General features: G+C 57.4%; 17 protein-coding genes and 1 tRNA gene. 9 read left to right on the top strand and 9 right to left on the bottom strand.

The genetic code is table 11. The features are described from left to right. Positions 1–168 precede the first annotated feature (168 nt). Complete coding sequence (locus tag E1180_RS02600; protein WP_155189521.1) at positions 169–696, bottom strand: gamma carbonic anhydrase family protein; 528 nt, start codon at positions 694–696, stop codon at positions 169–171. 7 nt (positions 697–703) lie between these two features. Beyond that, complete coding sequence (locus tag E1180_RS02595) at positions 704–1,027, bottom strand: DUF6949 family protein (RefSeq protein ID WP_155189520.1); 324 nt, start codon at positions 1,025–1,027, stop codon at positions 704–706. Between the two features lie 204 nt (positions 1,028–1,231). On the opposite strand from E1180_RS02595, the gene E1180_RS02590 reads away from it, so the two are divergent. Beyond that, complete coding sequence (locus E1180_RS02590) at positions 1,232–1,945, top strand: hypothetical protein (protein WP_155189519.1); 714 nt, start codon at positions 1,232–1,234, stop codon at positions 1,943–1,945. Positions 1,946–2,145: 200 nt separating this feature from the next. Here E1180_RS02590 and E1180_RS02585 read toward each other — a convergent pair whose 3' ends face one another. Continuing rightward, complete coding sequence (locus E1180_RS02585) at positions 2,146–2,364, bottom strand: DUF3126 family protein (protein WP_155189518.1); 219 nt, start codon at positions 2,362–2,364, stop codon at positions 2,146–2,148. An 81-nt stretch (positions 2,365–2,445) separates the two neighbouring features. Then, positions 2,446–3,300, bottom strand: coding sequence for a serine O-acetyltransferase (gene cysE, locus E1180_RS02580; protein ID WP_155189517.1), 855 nt, complete (start codon positions 3,298–3,300; stop codon positions 2,446–2,448). 181 nt (positions 3,301–3,481) lie between these two features. On the opposite strand from cysE, the gene E1180_RS02575 reads away from it, so the two are divergent. Continuing rightward, positions 3,482–4,297, top strand: coding sequence for an enoyl-CoA hydratase-related protein (locus E1180_RS02575; RefSeq protein WP_155189516.1), 816 nt, complete (start codon positions 3,482–3,484; stop codon positions 4,295–4,297). Between the two features lie 9 nt (positions 4,298–4,306). Here E1180_RS02575 and E1180_RS02570 read toward each other — a convergent pair whose 3' ends face one another. Both E1180_RS02570 and E1180_RS02565 read right to left on the bottom strand, forming a co-directional pair. Next, the gene (locus E1180_RS02570; protein ID WP_155189515.1) at positions 4,307–5,191 is read right to left on the bottom strand and encodes an alpha/beta fold hydrolase; all 885 of its coding nucleotides are present in this window, start codon (positions 5,189–5,191) and stop codon (positions 4,307–4,309) included. A 174-nt stretch (positions 5,192–5,365) separates the two neighbouring features. After that, a complete protein-coding gene (locus E1180_RS02565; protein WP_155189514.1) occupies positions 5,366–6,121 on the bottom strand; it encodes an alpha/beta fold hydrolase in 756 nt (251 codons plus the stop codon). A 233-nt stretch (positions 6,122–6,354) separates the two neighbouring features. Between E1180_RS02565 and E1180_RS02560 the strand changes: the two genes are divergently transcribed. From E1180_RS02560 to E1180_RS02535, 6 genes are all read left to right on the top strand, one after another. Further along, positions 6,355–6,600, top strand: coding sequence for a zinc-finger domain-containing protein (locus tag E1180_RS02560; RefSeq protein WP_155189513.1), 246 nt, complete (start codon positions 6,355–6,357; stop codon positions 6,598–6,600). A gap of 15 nt (positions 6,601–6,615) precedes the next feature. Continuing rightward, on the top strand, positions 6,616–7,815 hold the full coding sequence (locus E1180_RS02555; RefSeq protein ID WP_155189512.1) for an FAD-dependent monooxygenase: 1,200 nt from the start codon (positions 6,616–6,618) through the stop codon (positions 7,813–7,815). A gap of 72 nt (positions 7,816–7,887) precedes the next feature. Next, positions 7,888–8,631, top strand: a complete 744-nt coding sequence (locus tag E1180_RS02550; RefSeq protein WP_155189511.1) for a competence/damage-inducible protein A — start codon at positions 7,888–7,890, stop codon at positions 8,629–8,631. Positions 8,632–8,647: 16 nt separating this feature from the next. Continuing rightward, on the top strand, positions 8,648–9,157 hold the full coding sequence (gene gpt / locus E1180_RS02545) for a xanthine phosphoribosyltransferase (protein WP_155189510.1): 510 nt from the start codon (positions 8,648–8,650) through the stop codon (positions 9,155–9,157). Positions 9,158–9,346: 189 nt separating this feature from the next. Next, on the top strand, positions 9,347–10,012 hold the full coding sequence (locus E1180_RS02540; protein ID WP_155189509.1) for a L,D-transpeptidase: 666 nt from the start codon (positions 9,347–9,349) through the stop codon (positions 10,010–10,012). A gap of 185 nt (positions 10,013–10,197) precedes the next feature. Next, entirely contained in the window at positions 10,198–10,881 is a 684-nt protein-coding gene (locus E1180_RS02535; RefSeq protein WP_196220509.1) for a L,D-transpeptidase, read from the top strand. Positions 10,882–10,908: 27 nt separating this feature from the next. Here E1180_RS02535 and sfsA read toward each other — a convergent pair whose 3' ends face one another. Both sfsA and E1180_RS02525 read right to left on the bottom strand, forming a co-directional pair. After that, a complete protein-coding gene (sfsA, locus tag E1180_RS02530) occupies positions 10,909–11,613 on the bottom strand; it encodes a DNA/RNA nuclease SfsA (RefSeq protein ID WP_155189508.1) in 705 nt (234 codons plus the stop codon). A 37-nt stretch (positions 11,614–11,650) separates the two neighbouring features. Further along, positions 11,651–13,075, bottom strand: coding sequence for a TrkH family potassium uptake protein (locus tag E1180_RS02525; protein ID WP_155189529.1), 1,425 nt, complete (start codon positions 13,073–13,075; stop codon positions 11,651–11,653). A gap of 399 nt (positions 13,076–13,474) precedes the next feature. On the opposite strand from E1180_RS02525, the gene E1180_RS02520 reads away from it, so the two are divergent. Next, positions 13,475–15,595, top strand: coding sequence for a putative bifunctional diguanylate cyclase/phosphodiesterase (locus tag E1180_RS02520; protein WP_155189507.1), 2,121 nt, complete (start codon positions 13,475–13,477; stop codon positions 15,593–15,595). A gap of 24 nt (positions 15,596–15,619) precedes the next feature. Here E1180_RS02520 and E1180_RS02515 read toward each other — a convergent pair. Further along, positions 15,620–15,705: transfer RNA gene (locus tag E1180_RS02515), tRNA-Leu, on the bottom strand. Between the last annotated feature and the right edge of the window lie 116 nt (positions 15,706–15,821).

The raw sequence follows: 15,821 nt of genomic DNA, 5'->3' as shown, positions 1-15,821 counted from the left end.
GGTCAGCAGCGTTTCGAACTAGACATTTCAGGGTTGGCCCGGAAGGGCCTTCTGGACGATCCGGTCGCGTCCCCACCCTCCCCATCCCTACCACGACCGGATCCAGGGAACCGGCCCGCCCCCGCAGGCCGGTTCCCGTTTTTCTGATCAGTGGTTGTGACGATGAGCTTAAAGTTCGCCGAGACCTGTACTAAACCTGCGCCAATTCGCGACATAACCGGCGGCAGACCGCACAAGATCGCTGGCAGAGGCTTCGCTCCGCTCCCGCACGACCTTCCCTGGCATGCCGACCACGAGCGAATTATCCGGGATAACCTTGCCTTCGGGGATCAGCGCATTTGCGCCGACAATGCAGTTTGATCCGATCACGGTACCATTCAAAATAGTGGCGCCCATCCCGACAAGAGATCCGTCCTTGATCACGCAGCCATGGAGGATGGCATTGTGCCCGATTGTGCAGTCCGCCCCGATGTTCAGCGGAAACCCCATATCGGTATGGCAAACGCAACCGTCTTGAATGTTGGAGCGTGCCCCAACCGAAATGCGTTCGTTATCCCCTCTTAAAACCGCGCCAAACCAAACACTGGCATCGGTCTCCAGAAGGATATCTCCAATAAGCGTTGCAGTTGGGGCGATCCAATACGCGCCTTCGGCGGGAAAAACGGGTTTGCGTCCGTCAAGGCTGTAGACAGGCATCTTGGTATTACGGGTAGCCGGCGACGATGAGGGCGACGTTCATCACCATGACACCCGAGCACATGCTCCACATGCCGGCGATGGTCGATGAAGCGACCAGCCAGCCCAGCGGACGGTTTTCGATCCGGCGCCCCCGGATTGCATTGCGCATAATGATGAATGGGCCGGCGAACACACACATCATCACTCCCGCAAGGAAACTCAAAACGGTCTCACCTGCAAAATTGAAACGCGGCGGCTGGCTCGTTACCAGCTGGTACAGGCTTCCAAGGACACCGGCTGCCACAAACCCCGCGCAAGCAATGTATCCAACGATTAGTAAACTCGACATGTCGCCCGTTAACCCCCTGTTAACCCTTTCACCCGGAGGGTGATTAAGAATTCGTAAAGGGTCAAGAGCAAACTCCGTGCCGGGCTGGGAAATGGGCAAAAACCCAAAGAATATGGCAATCAGACATGGGCGGCCGGACTCCCATACCGGGAAAATTGTTCCGTTCCAGGACAGATTGTGCCGTATCAGGTCAAAGGCAGTGCAATGACCCCCATGTCCCTGCCCGACCCGATCGGTCTCAAACCAGGACGGTTTTCGGTTCTTGCGGTCTCCATTGCAGTCTTGGCTGCAGCCTATCTTGCCGATCGTATCGCCTATTGGACCTGGAACTGGGACACCGCAGCATCCAGGTTCCAGTATCCGCAGATCCTTGATGTGGAGATCGGTCCAAGCGCGTTTGCGATCCCCTCTGACCTTCTTGTGAACACCCGTCAGAAAGCCGCGCTCGCCTCAGGCCGCAGGTCCGTGCCGAAGCTCAGCCTTGAGGTAACTTGGCCGGAATTGTCGGCGGTGCCGCAAAAGTATCCAGCCTCCAGAACGGCAAACAGGACGATCACCATTGACCTTGAGAGCAACCCGGGGCGGGAGACTATGCGGGCCAGGCTTGATCCGTTCTACCGCCGGCTTGCGCGCGGCGGTGAGTTGGATGGCCCGGCCGGGCTAACGGTCTTGAGGCTGTCACGCAAAAACGCATCCAGTGACATCATCGCCTTCGATCCCACGACGCCCAACGGTTTTATTGCGCGCTGCAGCCAAGATGCCAGTACGGGCAACTCGGTCTGCCACCGGGCTGTCGCCTTTCAAAAAGGTATTGAAATTCGCTACCGTTTCGACCGGGACCTGCTTGCGGATTGGCAGGTGATCGAACACAGCATCCTGGGCAAAGTCACCAGTTTCCGCCGCATAAAGCCCGGCTAGACCAACTCCCACTCAGACAGAAACGTGCCGGTTCCGGCTGTTGGGGAAAATCGCTTTTGATCTGAAGTGTGCAATTGGCTTTGGACGCTTCTGACAAAACGTCCCACGCTTTGAGCTGATTGCCTCAGCTGCTTGAACGGTGCGGACCAATAAAAAACAGCGCTCCGAGAGCGCTGTTTCAAAGGTTCGCAAAGCCTGTATTAGCTGACTTCGTCCAGATCGATTTCCAGAATCGCCATTTGGAAATTCCAGCTTAGATCCTCGTCCTCATCGTCTCGGAAGATCACGCCGATAAATTCTTCGCCAATATAAACCTCCGCCGAGTCGTCCTTGCGCGGGCGCGCCCGGACCTGAATGCTGGGCAGCTCGAATTTCGCCCGCAAATAGGCTTCGATCTTGCGGATTTCATCAGGTTTCAAAGCGCTGTCTCCTTATTGATTGGCTCTTGGCTCGTTCGCGCGGAACCTACAAGACCTGTCCGGATTGCCAAACACTTTCCGTCAGCTTTCCCCGTCTTCCTCGCCCCGCATGGCCAAATCCTCGCTGAGCAGCTGGTTCATGCTGCGCGACGGCTCCGAACACCCGGCTTTCCCGACAATTTTCGCCGGCACACCTGCAACGGTCGAGTTTTCAGGAACATTTCCAAGAACGACGGACCCCGCAGCGATCCTGCTGCAATGTCCGATCTCCAGATTGCCGAGCACTTTGGCACCGGCCCCGATCAAAACACCATGGCGGATCTTGGGATGGCGGTCCCCGCCTTCCTTGCCGGTACCGCCAAGCGTCACGCCTTGCAGGATGGAGACATCATCCCCGATCACCGCAGTCCCACCGACAACGATGCCGGTTCCATGGTCAATGAAGATGCCGCGTCCGACAGGCACCGCCGGATGAATATCGATCTGAAAGACTTCCGAAGCACGGCTTTGCAGGTAAAGCGCAAAATCCTTGCGCCCCTTGCGCCATAGCCAGTTTGCGAGGCGGTGGGTTTGCAGACCATGGAACCCCTTGAAGTAGAGCACGGGCTCCAGGTACCGGAAGCATGCAGGATCCCTGTCGAAGACGGCGACAATATCGACGCGGAAGATTTCAGCCAGCTCCGGCTCATCCGAAAGCGCTTCAAGGTAGGTCTGCCGGATCAAAGAGGCGGAGACGATGTCCCGCCCCAGCCGGTCACCCAATCTGTGAAGCACGGCCTCTTCCAGACTGTCGTGATTCAGAACGGTTTCATAGACGAAGGAAGACAGCGCGGGCTCTGCCGCGACCATTGCCTGGGCTTCGTCTCTCAGTTGCCGCCAAACCGGGTCATGGCTTGTGACTGTCTCCAATCCAGACTTCTTGATTGGTGCAGACATGGCTTATCTCCCTTTGACAGCCCTCGCGATTGCGCCCTTAAGATAGGGCCAGCCGTCAGTTTTCCCAAACAAAAGTTCCTGATATCAGATATGAGTGCCGCTTATAGGCAAAGAAGCGCTAACGTTTCCAGTTCTTTATGATGCCCCAGCTGAAGGCTGGACCAATCCGCCGGGAGACAAGATGCAAAGCCAAACGTCTGAAGACCTTCAAATGGGAAATCTCGTTCTATCCAGGAACGGCCCGGTTGCGCAGATCATCCTGAATGCGCCGGAGCGCAAGAACGCCTTAACGCTTGCAGACTGGCAGGCCCTGCCGGGTCTGTGCAAGCGCATCCGGGACGACGCGTCGATCCGAGTGGCCATTTTAAGGGGCGCTGGGGAAGCGGCATTCTGCGCCGGAGCGGATATCTCGGAGTTCCAGGACGTGCGCGCCTCTCCAGAGGCTGCCAAACTATATGACGCAATCAACGTAGCTGCTTTTTCGGCGATCCGGACCCTTTCCGTTCCCGTCATTGCGGTCATCAGGGGCGCCTGTCTCGGCGGCGGACTGGGTCTGGCCCTGGCCTGTGACAGCCGCATTGCAGAACGCTCCAGCTTTTTCGGGATCCCTGCCGCCCGGCTGGGCCTTGCTTATCCGCCCGAAGCGCTCGGCGACCTGCTGGCCGCAGTGACACCGAGCCATGCCAAGCACATACTCTTTACGGCCGAGCGGTTAACAAGCCAGACTGCGTTGCAAATGGGTCTGGTCAATGAAGTCATTGACGAAGCGGAACTCGATGCGCGTGTAAATGCCCTTTGCAAAAAAATATCCGAAAACGCGCCTCTTTCCCTCCTGGCCGCCAAGAGAGCCATCAACCTGCTGCAATCCGCACCAGATCGCCCAGACCAGCTGGAGGCTGCTTTCCAGGACGCTGACACCTGTATCCAGAGCGCGGACTACGCCGAGGGGTGCCGCGCCTTCCTGGAAAAAAGGTCCCCCGTCTTCAAGGGCGAATAAGCGGAGACGTTACGCAATCGCGGCTTCCGCTTTCAGATCAGTCAGGAAATCCTCAACAGCCCCGGCAAACACATCATTCCGGTCACCGGCCACCATATGACCTGCGTCATGAATGTCGGTGAATTTCGCGTGCGGAACACAGTCCTTGAACTCCTCGACATGTTCCATCGACACAAGCTCCGAATTCCGTCCACGGATCAGGAGAACCGGAAGGCGAAGGTTTCGCGCAGCTTTCAGCATGTTGGCCTGGACTTCGCTGGCCAGCTCCGGATCGTGATTCTGCCTTGAATTCAGGAAGGCCGGATCCCAATGCCAGCGGTAACGGCCATCCTCATGAAGCCGCAAGTTCTTGCTGAGACCGGACAGATCCTTCGGCCGCGCCCTGTTCGGCAAGTAACGGGCAATGGCATCGGCAGCTTCCTCGACAGTTTCAAACCCTTCTTCGACCCGTTCGCCCATGAAACCGATGATCTTGCTGACCCCGCCCATGTCGATCCGCGGCGTGATGTCGACAAGCACAAGAGCCGAGAGGCATCCGGGCTTTTCCAAACCTTCGGCCAGCATTCCGGCAAAGCCTCCCAGGGAGGCACCGACGGCAACTGGTTTTGCGCGGTGGAGGGCTTCGATTTGGCGGGTAACCGCGACAAGATCCTTCCCGAAGTCCGAAAAGGTGTAGTTCCGGGTCTCGACCCAATCGCTCTCGCCATGTCCGCGCTGGTCGATGGAGTAAACCCGGTGGCCCAGATCCGCGATGCGCGCCGCTGCTGTGTCCCACGAATGGCGGGTTTGGCCGCCGCCATGCAACAGAACAACCGGCTGCCCGTCCGAACCATACCGGTCGGCAACCAGACTGTTTTGTTCTGCGCCCTGAAATGTCACACGCTTCGGATACATCACCCCTCCCAAGGACCGGCCCTCCCGGCCGGACTGACTGAAGCATCTGCCGGTCAGATTGAACCGCCGGAGCGATCAATCAGATCGGAAAAAGATGCTCTAACACGCTCAAATCAAGAGCAATTTCTCCCACTCAGACAGAACCGGCGCGTTTCTTTCTGAGTGGGAATTCCTCTAGGCGTCGACATTGTTCAAAAAGGCCAACACGCCTTGCTTGTGAACCTTGTCGCCAACGGCAACCATGTGATCGCGCCCCGGGATCTCAAGGACGTCCGCATGCGGCATAAGCGCTGCAAGCTTCTGTGGAGACCCGGCGATATCGTCTTTGGTACCGACAGCCACAAGTACCGGTTGGGATATCCGGGTTACGTCAGCCTCGGTGATTTTCTGGCGGGAGGACCGCATGCAGGCAGCAAGGGCCAACCGGTCCGAACCGGTTTGCTCGGCGAAAGCCCTGAACGCTCGGCCGGTCCGGTCGCTCACATCCTGCAAGCGTTCGGCCTCAAGAGCCGCTGCAATCGGCTCCGGGTCCCCAACCCCGGTGACCATGCCGTAGCCCAACCCACTGAAGACAGCGCGGCGCACGCGGTCTGGATGATTGAGGGCCAGAAAAGCTGTGATGCGCGCACCCATGGAGTATCCCATGACGTCGGCGCTCTCGATACCAAGATGATCCAAAAGACGCCGGGCATCTTCCGCCATCACGGGCGCCCCATAGGCAGCCGGATCATGAAACTTCTGGCTCTGGCCATGGCCGCGGTTATCAATCGCAATCACCCGGCGGCCTTCTTTCACAAGCAGATCCACCCATCCCGGATATTGCCAATTGACCTCTTTGTTGGAGGCAAAGCCATGGATAAGCAGGATGGGCTCCCCTTCCCCTTCGTCCAAATAGGCCAAGGCAATTTCATCAGCTTCGAAACGAGGCATCTTGTATATAACCTTTACGTAAACGGAATTATTAGTCAGTCTCTACAGTAAGGGCAAGCGTCTTCTTTGGCAAAGGATCTGGAAACAAAGCTGAATCCCTCCAGGCAAGACAGCAATTCGCGTGTGTGACCGTGAACCGCAGCGCGACGGCACTACACTTTTTGATTTCAAACCGGTATGGTCCGGAAAATTTTGAGAGGGTGGTTTGCCCACATCATTAGAGGAATTTGACCATGGCGGATAAGGTTGTCCCGCATTTTCAAAACTCAAGCGGACATGATTCTGTTGCAATCGGCGCACGTGAATTCATGTGTATCGGGGCGCATCCCCCGTTCGACCACCCGCACGTGTTTCTGGACATGGGCGACGAGAACGAAATTGTCTGCCCCTACTGCTCTACGCTTTACAAATATGATGCAACCCTCGAGCCGGCCCAATCCTCGCCAATGGACTGCACCTGGACACCAGTAGCAGCCTGACCGCAGGCAATACGGATGTCTGAAACCCCATCATCGGCACCGATTGTAATTGCTGGCGCAGGCATCGGCGGCTTGAGCGCCGCCTTAGCCTTGCGCAAAGCCGGGCATGAGATTGTTGTTCTCGAGCGCGCGACGAACCTGAAGGAGGTCGGAGCCGGCTTGCAGCTGTCTCCCAACGCCTGCGCTGTCCTCGCCCAGCTGGGGCTGCTTGATGCCCTGGCACCCAAGGTCTATGCGCCGCCGAACCTGGAGATCTGGTCCGGTCAAACCGGTGACAAGATCAGCCGCGTCGAGCTCGGCGGTTTTCTGAAGACCCGGCACGGGAACCCCTTTTGGGTGGTTCATCGTGCCGATCTCCAAAACGTCTTGCTTGAGGCGGCAAGCTCCGATGACGGCATTCGCCTGATTGTGGACACGACCGTTGAAGACATAACCGCCTCACCTTTTGGCGGTCTGACATGTTCATTTCACACCGGGGGAAATGCGAACTCACAGACCTGCAAAGCTCTGATCGGAGCCGACGGCGTCTGGTCGAAGACGCGAAAGCTGGTCCCGGAACACCAAAACGCGCGTTTCAGCGGACAGGTCGCGTATCGCGCGACGGTCCCCATTGAGAACGTTCCAGAGCGCTGGCACAAGAATTCCGGCCTCTGGCTACACAAGAGATCGCATCTGGTGCACTACCCGATCCGGGACGGCCAGCTGTTGAACATTGTCGCTCTTGTCGAAGAGCCGTGGCAGGACGAAACCTGGTCAGCGCCCGCGCGCCAGGAGGATCTGATCCACAATTTCAGACATTGGCCCTCTGATGTGCGCAACCTCCTGAATGCTCCGGACAGCTGGTTGAAATGGGCCTTGTGCAGCGTGGATGCATCGGGACCCTGGACCCATGGTCACGTGGCTCTGCTCGGCGATTCAGCGCATGCAATGCTTCCCTACATGGCGCAAGGCGCGGCGATGGCGATTGAGGACGCCGCCGTCCTCGCGCACCATTTGCCGCCAAATACCGAAAACATACCGGCCGCCTTGCGCGCTTATGAAGAAAGCCGCAAGGCGCGTGTTCGAACGGTTCAGGCACAAGCTTTCCGGAACGCTAGGACTTTTCATATGGACGGCATTCTTGCCGCAGCGCGGAACACAGTCCTGCGCCTGTCGGGCGCGCAGAAACTGGCGGCGAGATTCGACAACATTTACGGCTGGACACCGCCGCAATAACAAAGCCTGCGCTTGAGCTCAGCGGAAAGCTGCTATAAAGCCAGATTTCATTCAATGAGGGGACGTTTCAGCATGACCGGCGGAAAGGCAGAAAGCATCGTTACAGCTGCATTCCTGGTCATTGGTGACGAGATCCTGTCCGGCCGGACCAAAGACAAGAATATCGGCTTTGTTGCCGACTATATGACGTCTCTTGGCATAGATCTAAAAGAAGTCAGGGTTGTTGCCGACATCAAGGAAGACATTGTCGAAGCGGTAAATGCCCTCCGCCAGCGGTATGACTACGTTTTCACCTCCGGTGGGATCGGCCCCACCCATGACGATATCACTGCGGAAAGTGTCGCCGCCGCATTCAAGGTTCCACTAAACCTGGATCCAAGGGCCGTGGCGATTCTGGAAAGCCACTACGCGCGCGGCCAATTCACGGACGCCCGCAAACGTATGGCGCGGATCCCCGAAGGCGCAGATCTGATTGAAAACAAGGTTTCAAAAGCGCCTGGTTTCCGGATTGGCAATGTCCATGTGATGGCCGGTGTGCCGTCAATTATGCAGGCAATGATGGATGCGGTGGCGCCCACGTTGAAAACCGGCACCAGGATGCTGTCTGAAACCGTGTCTGCCGACATGCCGGAAAGCCGTATCGCGGAGCGCCTTGCCGCGATCCAAGATGCGCATCCGAACACCCTGATCGGTTCCTATCCGAAAGCCACAGATGGCAAATTCACAACACAGATTGTTATCCGGGCGCGAGACGAAGCCGTGCTGAGCGCCGCGGCCAAAGACGTGTCGCAAGCCGTGACAGAGATTTCCGGGTAACGCGAAGGATTTTAGAATGGAAAACCCAGCACAAGACAAAGCCTTCCCGGTTTCATGGGATATGTTTCACCGCGATTCCCGGGCTCTTGCCTGGCGGCTGTCCAGTGTCGGTGAATGGAAGGCGATTGTCTGCATCACCCGCGGCGGACTGGTCCCGGCCGGTATTGTCGCGCGCGAACTCGGGATCCGCACGATTGAAACGGTCTGTATCGCTTCCTACCACGATTACGACACTCAGGGCCGGCTCGATGTCATCAAGCCGGTCGACCCGAAGGTCGTCGACCTTGATGACGGGGAAGGCAGCGGCGTTCTCGTCATTGATGACCTTGTCGATACAGGCAAGACCATGAAAGTTGTGCGCGAAATGCTGCCCAAAGCCCATTTCGCAACGGTCTACGCGAAGCCTGTCGGCGTACCGATGGTGGATACCTTTGTGACCGAGGTGTCTCAGGACACCTGGATCTACTTCCCGTGGGACATGGGTTGGCAGTTCCAGCCGCCGCTGGCCAAAGAGACCGCCGGCTAACGGCCGGTGCGCAAAAGACACACCCTGACGCTCTGGCGCAGGAGGTTCACCGCAAGGTGAAGTCGGTGCCTCTTTTCCGACGAAATTTTGCTGATAAGCGTGAATGGCCGGTTGAGGGAAGCCTCTCGACCGGCTCTTTATTTGGCGTGCTTCCTGCAGGCCGACAGAAACCACGCAACGGAAATTGGAATGCTCAACCGACGTATCTTTATCGCATCCGCGGCGGCAACATTGGCAGCAGGTTGTTCAACAGCCCGCGCTCCGGCCCCGCAGCCATCGGGATTGACCTACAAGGGCCGTCCCATCGCGGCTGAGTATGTTCAAATGTACCGGGCCATGCCGGAAGAACAGTTCCCGATTCCGGCAGTCGACCTGACCAAGATCGATCCGACCTATTACCGTCAGCTCGTTGACTACTATTCGCCAGAGCGCGCAGGCACGATTATCGTCGATACGCCGAACCGCTACCTCTACCTGACCATGGAAAACGGCAAAGCCATGCGCTACGGCGTTGGCATCGGCCGGGCCGGGTTTGACTGGGGCGGCCGGGCGAGGATCGCCTACAAGCGGCCATGGCCGACCTGGACACCACCCGCGGAAATGATTGAACGTGAGCCGGAGCTGGAAGAATTCAGGAATGGCATGGCGCCCGGCCTTGAAAACCCGCTCGGCGCGCGCGCCCTTTACATTTTCGAAGGCGGCAAGGACACGCTCTACCGGTTGCATGGCACATCGGAATACTGGTCCATTGGCCAGGCGGTGTCGTCTGGTTGCGTGCGCCTTCTGCACCAGGACATAATCGATCTGTACAATCGGGTGCCGGATGATACCCCAATCGTGGTCTTGCAGGCCTGAGAGCGAGGCGGTTTCTCCTAAATCGTGGGCAGCAGGACATATTGCTTTGGATATGTTCCCGGGCCTCCTCAGGTTGTGACTTGAAATGAAGTACGCTTGAAGGCCAAAAAAGTGGCGGGTACCGGCGGACTGATTTGCCGCCGGTTGGTGCCACACACAATTTGTGATCGGAAGACCTGGCCTTCATGCTGTCACGTCGTTCTTTTCTATGGTCTTCAACAGGACTGCTTCTTGCCGGGTGCAACAACACCGCCCAGCTGCCTCCGCGTCCTGGCACGCCCTCGGTCCAAACGGCTGCATCTGCCGGAGCCAGCCGTCCAGCAACGGATTATGCGCGCCTTTATCGCGCTATGCCGAACGAGCAGTTTCCTATTCCTGCCGTCAACATTTCAAAGATCAATCCGGCCTATTACCGCCAGCAGGTCAATTTTACATCCGAGGAACCGGTCGGCACGATCATTGTCGATACACCGGGACGGTTTCTCTATCTGACACAACCGGACGGCAAAGCCTTGCGCTACGGCGTCGGGATCGGACGGGCGGGATTTGATTGGGGCGGAACCGCGCGGATCGGGGCCAAAAGAGAATGGCCCAAGTGGTTCCCGCCAGCTGAAATGCGCCAGCGCCAGCCGGAACTTGAAAAATATGCAGGCGGCATGCCGCCCGGACTGTCCAATCCACTCGGGGCCCGGGCTCTCTACATCTACGAGGGCCGAAAAGACACCCTCTACCGGATCCATGGCACACCGGAAGCCTGGTCGATCGGGCAAGCCGTTTCCTCAGGCTGCGTCCGCATGCTGCAGCAGGATATCATCGACCTTTATGGGCGTGTTCCACTCCAGACCAAGATCGTGGTGCGCCAAGTCTGACGGCGTTCAATCCCCGCCCGCGAGGCTCTAACTTCCAAGGTCTACGATTTTGTTGGCAACAATCCCGTCAAGCGTGACCTCGCATCCGATTGCGTAGGCCTCAACGCCCGCATCTTTGGCAGCTGCGAATGCGGATGCATATGTCGGGTCGATATCATCGGCCAGCTCCAGCCTCGAGCAATCAGGCCGTTGGACCAGAAACACCATGGCAGCGCGATGGCCTTCCCGCACCATGTCGGCGAGTTCACCCAGATGTTTGGCGCCGCGTGCAGTTACGCTGTCTGGAAACTCGGCAAGGCCCTGTTGGCGCATCAGGTGAACATTTTTGACCTCAACATATGTGAGCGCGTTGTCAGCACCTTCCAGCAATATGTCGATCCTTGAGTTCTTGCCGTATTTCACTTCCCGCCGGAGCGACTTGAACCCAGAAAGCTGCGGAATAAGCCCCGCCTGAAGGGCCTCTTCGACCAGCTTGTTTGGATGCGCTGTGTTGATGCCGACCAGTGCCCCATCGGCTTCAATGACTTCCCAGGAGTATTTGAGCTTTCGCTTCGGATTATCGGAGACCGAGAGCCAGACCCGCGATCCCGGTTCTTTCAAACCCATCATGGAACCTGGATTGGCGCAGTGTGCTGTCACCTCGCCGCCGGTTTCGTCCAGAACCACGTCGGCAAGAAAACGCTTGTACCGTTTGACGAGCCGGCCGCTGACAAGGTGTGTTGGAAATTTCATGTGGGACGCTCGAACGGTTTGAAAAACATCAGGCCGGTTACTTGGACCAGAAATCCGGATCCAGCAAAACCAGAACTGTAAACAGCTCGAGACGGCCAACAAGCATGGCGAAGGACAATAGCCATTTGGCACCATCGGGCAAGGGCGCAAAATGTCCAGCCGGGCCGATCACGTCTCCCAGACCCGGCCCCACATTACCAACCGAAGTTGCCGCAGCTGAAATCGCAGTTACGAGATCAAGATCAAAGAACGACAGCGCCACGGTAATGATCCCGACCGATCCCATGTAAAGCACCAGGAAAGCCAAAACCGAAAAGGACAATTCCGGCGTTAGGCGGGTTCCCGAATACTCTTCTGACATAATCCTGTGCGGGCGGACCATCCGCCGCAAATGCGCCCGGACCGTTCCAAAGAAGACAAGGAAACGGAAGATCTTGATACCGCCCGTGGTGGAGCCGGTACAGCCGCCCACGAACATCAGCAGCAGCGAGATCCCAACAACCGGCGCGCCCCACTGGGAAAAATCGCCCAGCGCGTAGCCTGTTCCGGTGACAATCGACACCACGTTGAATGTTGCGCGCAACAACGCTTCATCGAACGGGAACCGCATCTCGAGGCCGAGATAGATGGTCAGGGTCAGCGAAACAATCGCCAGGAACCCCAGCAACGCCCTCACCTGCGGATCCCGCCACAGCTGCAGGGGATGCCCGCGCAAGGCCTGAATAATCAAAACGAATGGCAAGGCGCCAATGATCATGAACACAATCGCCACCCAGCCGGATGCAGGGTTGGTGAAATATCCAAAGGACTCATCTTTGGTGGAATAGCCACCGGTCGCAATCGTTGTCAGGGCGTGGTTGAAGGCATCAAAAAGCGTCATGCCTGTCGCCAGATAGGCGGCGATGCACAACACAGTCAGAAAAACATAGGCAAGGCCGAGCAGCCGGATCAGCTCGACCGACCGGCTGACAATCTTCTCGGACCGGTCGGAGTTCTCCGTCTGGAACAACTGCATTCCGCCAATCCGCAGAAAGGGCAGCAGAACGATCGCCATAACGATGATGCCGACCCCACCCATCCACTGCATGATCGAACGCCACACCAAAAGGCCCGGCGGCAGGCTGTCCAGACCGGTCAGAACGGTGGACCCTGTCGTTGTAAAGCCCGAAACCGCCTCAAAAACTGCATCCGCATAGCCAATGCCGAGCCACAGGAAGGGCAGTGCCCCAAATGCAGGCAGGGTTGCCCAGGCCAGCGTGGTCAAAATAAAGGTCTGGCGGGTGTCGAGCCCGTCTTTCAGCGTGCCGCCAACGGCAAGGGACAAGAGCATGCCGATCATGCCGGTCAGCAGTGCGGAGAAGACGAAAGCCTGCCAATCGGCGTTCTTCTGTGCCACATCAACAATTGCCGGGATCAGCATGGCGGTGGCAAGGCCGACATACAGAAAGCCGAGGACATTCAAAACGGGTCGGAAAGAAATCAAGCAGGCGCGCCCCGATGGTTAGTGCGATGTGGTCCGATGACAGGTTGATCCACACGGACTCAAGGTCCTAACCCGTTTGAGCCGAATTTCCAACGCTTTCCGCTCTCCGTTCCCCAAAGTTCACGATTGATCAAACAGTCTGCCGCCCGGGCTGCCCGCACGGTTGGCCGGCCAAAACTGCAAGCAGCGCCGTACCGCCCGGCCGCAATCCCTGAAATTTCACTTATTGAGAAACAGATCCGAAGTCACCTTAACAATTACTTCAGCGTGTCCATGCGACAATCATCGCCTTATAGGTGAAATTAACAAGGATACGTCGCCATTCCTAGGTTTGGACTACACTCGCTTGTATTCCGGATCGCTGCAATTTTAGTCATTATGGTACTCGGCACTATTGGTCTTGTATCCGGCCTTGGCTATTACGAACTCACCACGGCCACGACAGAAAATGCAAAAATCCGGATTGATCGAGCTGCGCGGACCGCCGCGGCGCTGATGCGTTATGGGGCCGACGACGCTCTAAAGCCGGTGCTGAATGAGGACGGTCAGCCGCTTTTGTTGACACTACAAGACGATGCGGATGAGCGGACGTTGACCCACAGTGGTGCGCTCGACGATCTTCTTGCGACCATCGGGCGGGCAAATCAGGGCGCTGCGAACATGTTCCGCTGGTCGGAGCAAGACCAGGCGTTCAACCGTTTCGCCTCGACATTCCGGGCGCCTGACGGAGGCCCGCCACCGCCGTTTTCCATATCATCCGGCCATCCCGCGTTTGAAAGTCTGTCCAACGGACAGAGATATATCGGCAACGTGCCCGTACAGGGCCGGATGCGCCTTGCCTATATTATGCCGATCATGACCGGTGCGGACACGCTCAAGGGGGCGCTCGCAGTCGATGTTGGCTGGATTGACGATCTCAGCACAGCAAAGAACCGGCACAAGGCACGTCTTCTTCTCGCAGCCGCCATTATTGTGGTTTTCGCAAGTCTTGTTGGCATTCTTTTGCTGCGGACCGAGTTCAAACCGCTTGTCAGCCTGGCGGAAACAGCTGACCAGCTTGCGGGCGGCCGGTTGGCCGGGCGCGTGCCGTTCACCCACCGCCATGACGAAATCGGCCATCTTGCACAAGGTTTGGTCAAGGTGACGGAGCTCCAGGACAAGCTCCACAAATTGGCCTATACGGATCCGGTCACCATGGCCGGGAACCGCACGCGGTATTTCTCCGAATTGAATGCGGCCCTCAAAGAGACACGGACCTCAAGCCGGTGCTTCTCGCTCATTCATCTGGACTTCAGCGGTTTCGCCAAAATCAACGACACATTTGGCCAGCAAGTAGGTAACCGCGTTCTGCTCCAAGCCTACGCAAGGCTTGTGCGCACGTTTGGCCGGAATGCCAAGATCTCCCGCATTTCGGCAGATGACTTCTGCATCTTGCTGCCCTGTGACGAAGAGGGAACGCTGGCGGAAGACCGGGCCATTCAAGCGCTGGAAATGCTCTCCGTTCCCTTTCAGCTTGAGGAAGGCGAAATCCGTGTTGATCCGTGTATCGGGATCGCGCTTCTGCCCCAGGATGCAGATGATGCGGAGACGGCCCACCGTATTGCCGGTCTGGCGCTCAGGGCAGCCAAATCCAAGGATGTAAACAGCTACGAATTTTTCTCCGCGCCGATGAACGAAAAGGTTCAGTCGGACATGCTGCTGGAGACGCTTTTGCGGGCGGCCATCAGAACCAAGCAGCTTGAGCTTCACTATCAGCCTCAGTTCAGGCCACAAGACGGACGGCTCATAGGCCTGGAGGCCCTGATCCGCTGGCCGAGCGAAAAAGGCGGCTATATTCCACCCAGCAACTTCATTCCAATTGCTGAAAAGACAGGCTTGGTCCTGGATGTCGGCCACTTTGTCCTTGAAGAGGCCTGCCGCCAGATCGCGATCTGGCGTGCTGAGGGGTTCGACTTCAACCAGGTGTCCGTCAATGTCTCCCCGATCCAGTTCCGCCAGTCGTCATTTGCCGAACAGGTTCGCGAAATCCTGAGCTTTCACGGGGTTCCTGCAAACAGCTTGTGCCTTGAAGTCACCGAAAATGTCTTCGTGGACACCAGTGAGCAACGTGTTCTCGACATCTTGTCGGAACTCCAGGACATTGGCGTCCAGCTTTCCCTGGACGATTTCGGGTCTGGTTACTCCTCGCTCAGCTACCTCCACCGTTTGCCTTTCCAGGAGCTGAAAATCGACCGGGCTTTCCTGACCGATGCGGACAGCAAGGTGTCAAAGTCAGAGCTGTTCAAAGCAATCGTCGACCTTGGAAAAGGGCTTGGCCTCCGGGTGATTGCGGAGGGCGCGGAAACAGACGGAGAGTATGGGCTCACAAGCAGCCTTGGCTGCGACGGTGTGCAAGGCTACTTCTGCTGTCCGCCGGTTCCAGTGGGGGAATTGCGCAACCGCCTGCACGCGTTCTCGCAAACACAGGTCCGGGCGTCGGCCAAAAGGCGCTCGGCCTAAAAAGAAAAGAAATTTTTGATGATTTGGTGCGGGCGACGGGACTCGAACCCGTACAGCCTAGGGCCGAGGGATTTTAAGTCCCTTGTGTCTACCAGTTCCACCACGCCCGCTGTTTGTCTTCACCTAGCCGTCCGCGCCGGTTTAGGCAAGCGGGCACCTCAACATTTCGCAAGCGGTATTCACCTGTTTCCACGCCGCAGTGACTTTCGCGGACCATAAACTGGAA

It is taken from the genome of Roseibium denhamense (genome assembly GCF_009711415.1).
Taxonomy (GTDB): domain Bacteria; phylum Pseudomonadota; class Alphaproteobacteria; order Rhizobiales; family Stappiaceae; genus Roseibium; species Roseibium denhamense.
Note: the sequence above shows the minus strand (reverse complement) of the source record. Positions and strands in the feature narration are given on the sequence as shown.

What these genes read in the sequence shown, in the direction of transcription:
- E1180_RS02595 (WP_155189520.1), bottom strand. Translation starts at nt 1,027, where the DNA reads ATGTCGAGTTTACTAATCGTTGGATACATTGCTTGCGCGGGGTTTGTG.
- E1180_RS02565 (WP_155189514.1), bottom strand. Translation starts at nt 6,121, where the DNA reads ATGCCTCGTTTCGAAGCTGATGAAATTGCCTTGGCCTATTTGGACGAA.
- E1180_RS02600 (WP_155189521.1), bottom strand. Translation starts at nt 696, where the DNA reads ATGCCTGTCTACAGCCTTGACGGACGCAAACCCGTTTTTCCCGCCGAA.
- E1180_RS02555 (WP_155189512.1), top strand. Translation starts at nt 6,616, where the DNA reads ATGTCTGAAACCCCATCATCGGCACCGATTGTAATTGCTGGCGCAGGC.
- E1180_RS02550 (WP_155189511.1), top strand. Translation starts at nt 7,888, where the DNA reads ATGACCGGCGGAAAGGCAGAAAGCATCGTTACAGCTGCATTCCTGGTC.
- sfsA (WP_155189508.1), bottom strand. Translation starts at nt 11,613, where the DNA reads ATGAAATTTCCAACACACCTTGTCAGCGGCCGGCTCGTCAAACGGTAC.
- E1180_RS02570 (WP_155189515.1), bottom strand. Translation starts at nt 5,191, where the DNA reads ATGTATCCGAAGCGTGTGACATTTCAGGGCGCAGAACAAAACAGTCTG.
- E1180_RS02520 (WP_155189507.1), top strand. Translation starts at nt 13,475, where the DNA reads ATGGTACTCGGCACTATTGGTCTTGTATCCGGCCTTGGCTATTACGAA.
- E1180_RS02535 (WP_196220509.1), top strand. Translation starts at nt 10,198, where the DNA reads ATGCTGTCACGTCGTTCTTTTCTATGGTCTTCAACAGGACTGCTTCTT.
- E1180_RS02590 (WP_155189519.1), top strand. Translation starts at nt 1,232, where the DNA reads ATGACCCCCATGTCCCTGCCCGACCCGATCGGTCTCAAACCAGGACGG.
- E1180_RS02540 (WP_155189509.1), top strand. Translation starts at nt 9,347, where the DNA reads ATGCTCAACCGACGTATCTTTATCGCATCCGCGGCGGCAACATTGGCA.
- cysE (WP_155189517.1), bottom strand. Translation starts at nt 3,300, where the DNA reads ATGTCTGCACCAATCAAGAAGTCTGGATTGGAGACAGTCACAAGCCAT.
- E1180_RS02575 (WP_155189516.1), top strand. Translation starts at nt 3,482, where the DNA reads ATGCAAAGCCAAACGTCTGAAGACCTTCAAATGGGAAATCTCGTTCTA.
- E1180_RS02560 (WP_155189513.1), top strand. Translation starts at nt 6,355, where the DNA reads ATGGCGGATAAGGTTGTCCCGCATTTTCAAAACTCAAGCGGACATGAT.
- gpt (WP_155189510.1), top strand. Translation starts at nt 8,648, where the DNA reads ATGGAAAACCCAGCACAAGACAAAGCCTTCCCGGTTTCATGGGATATG.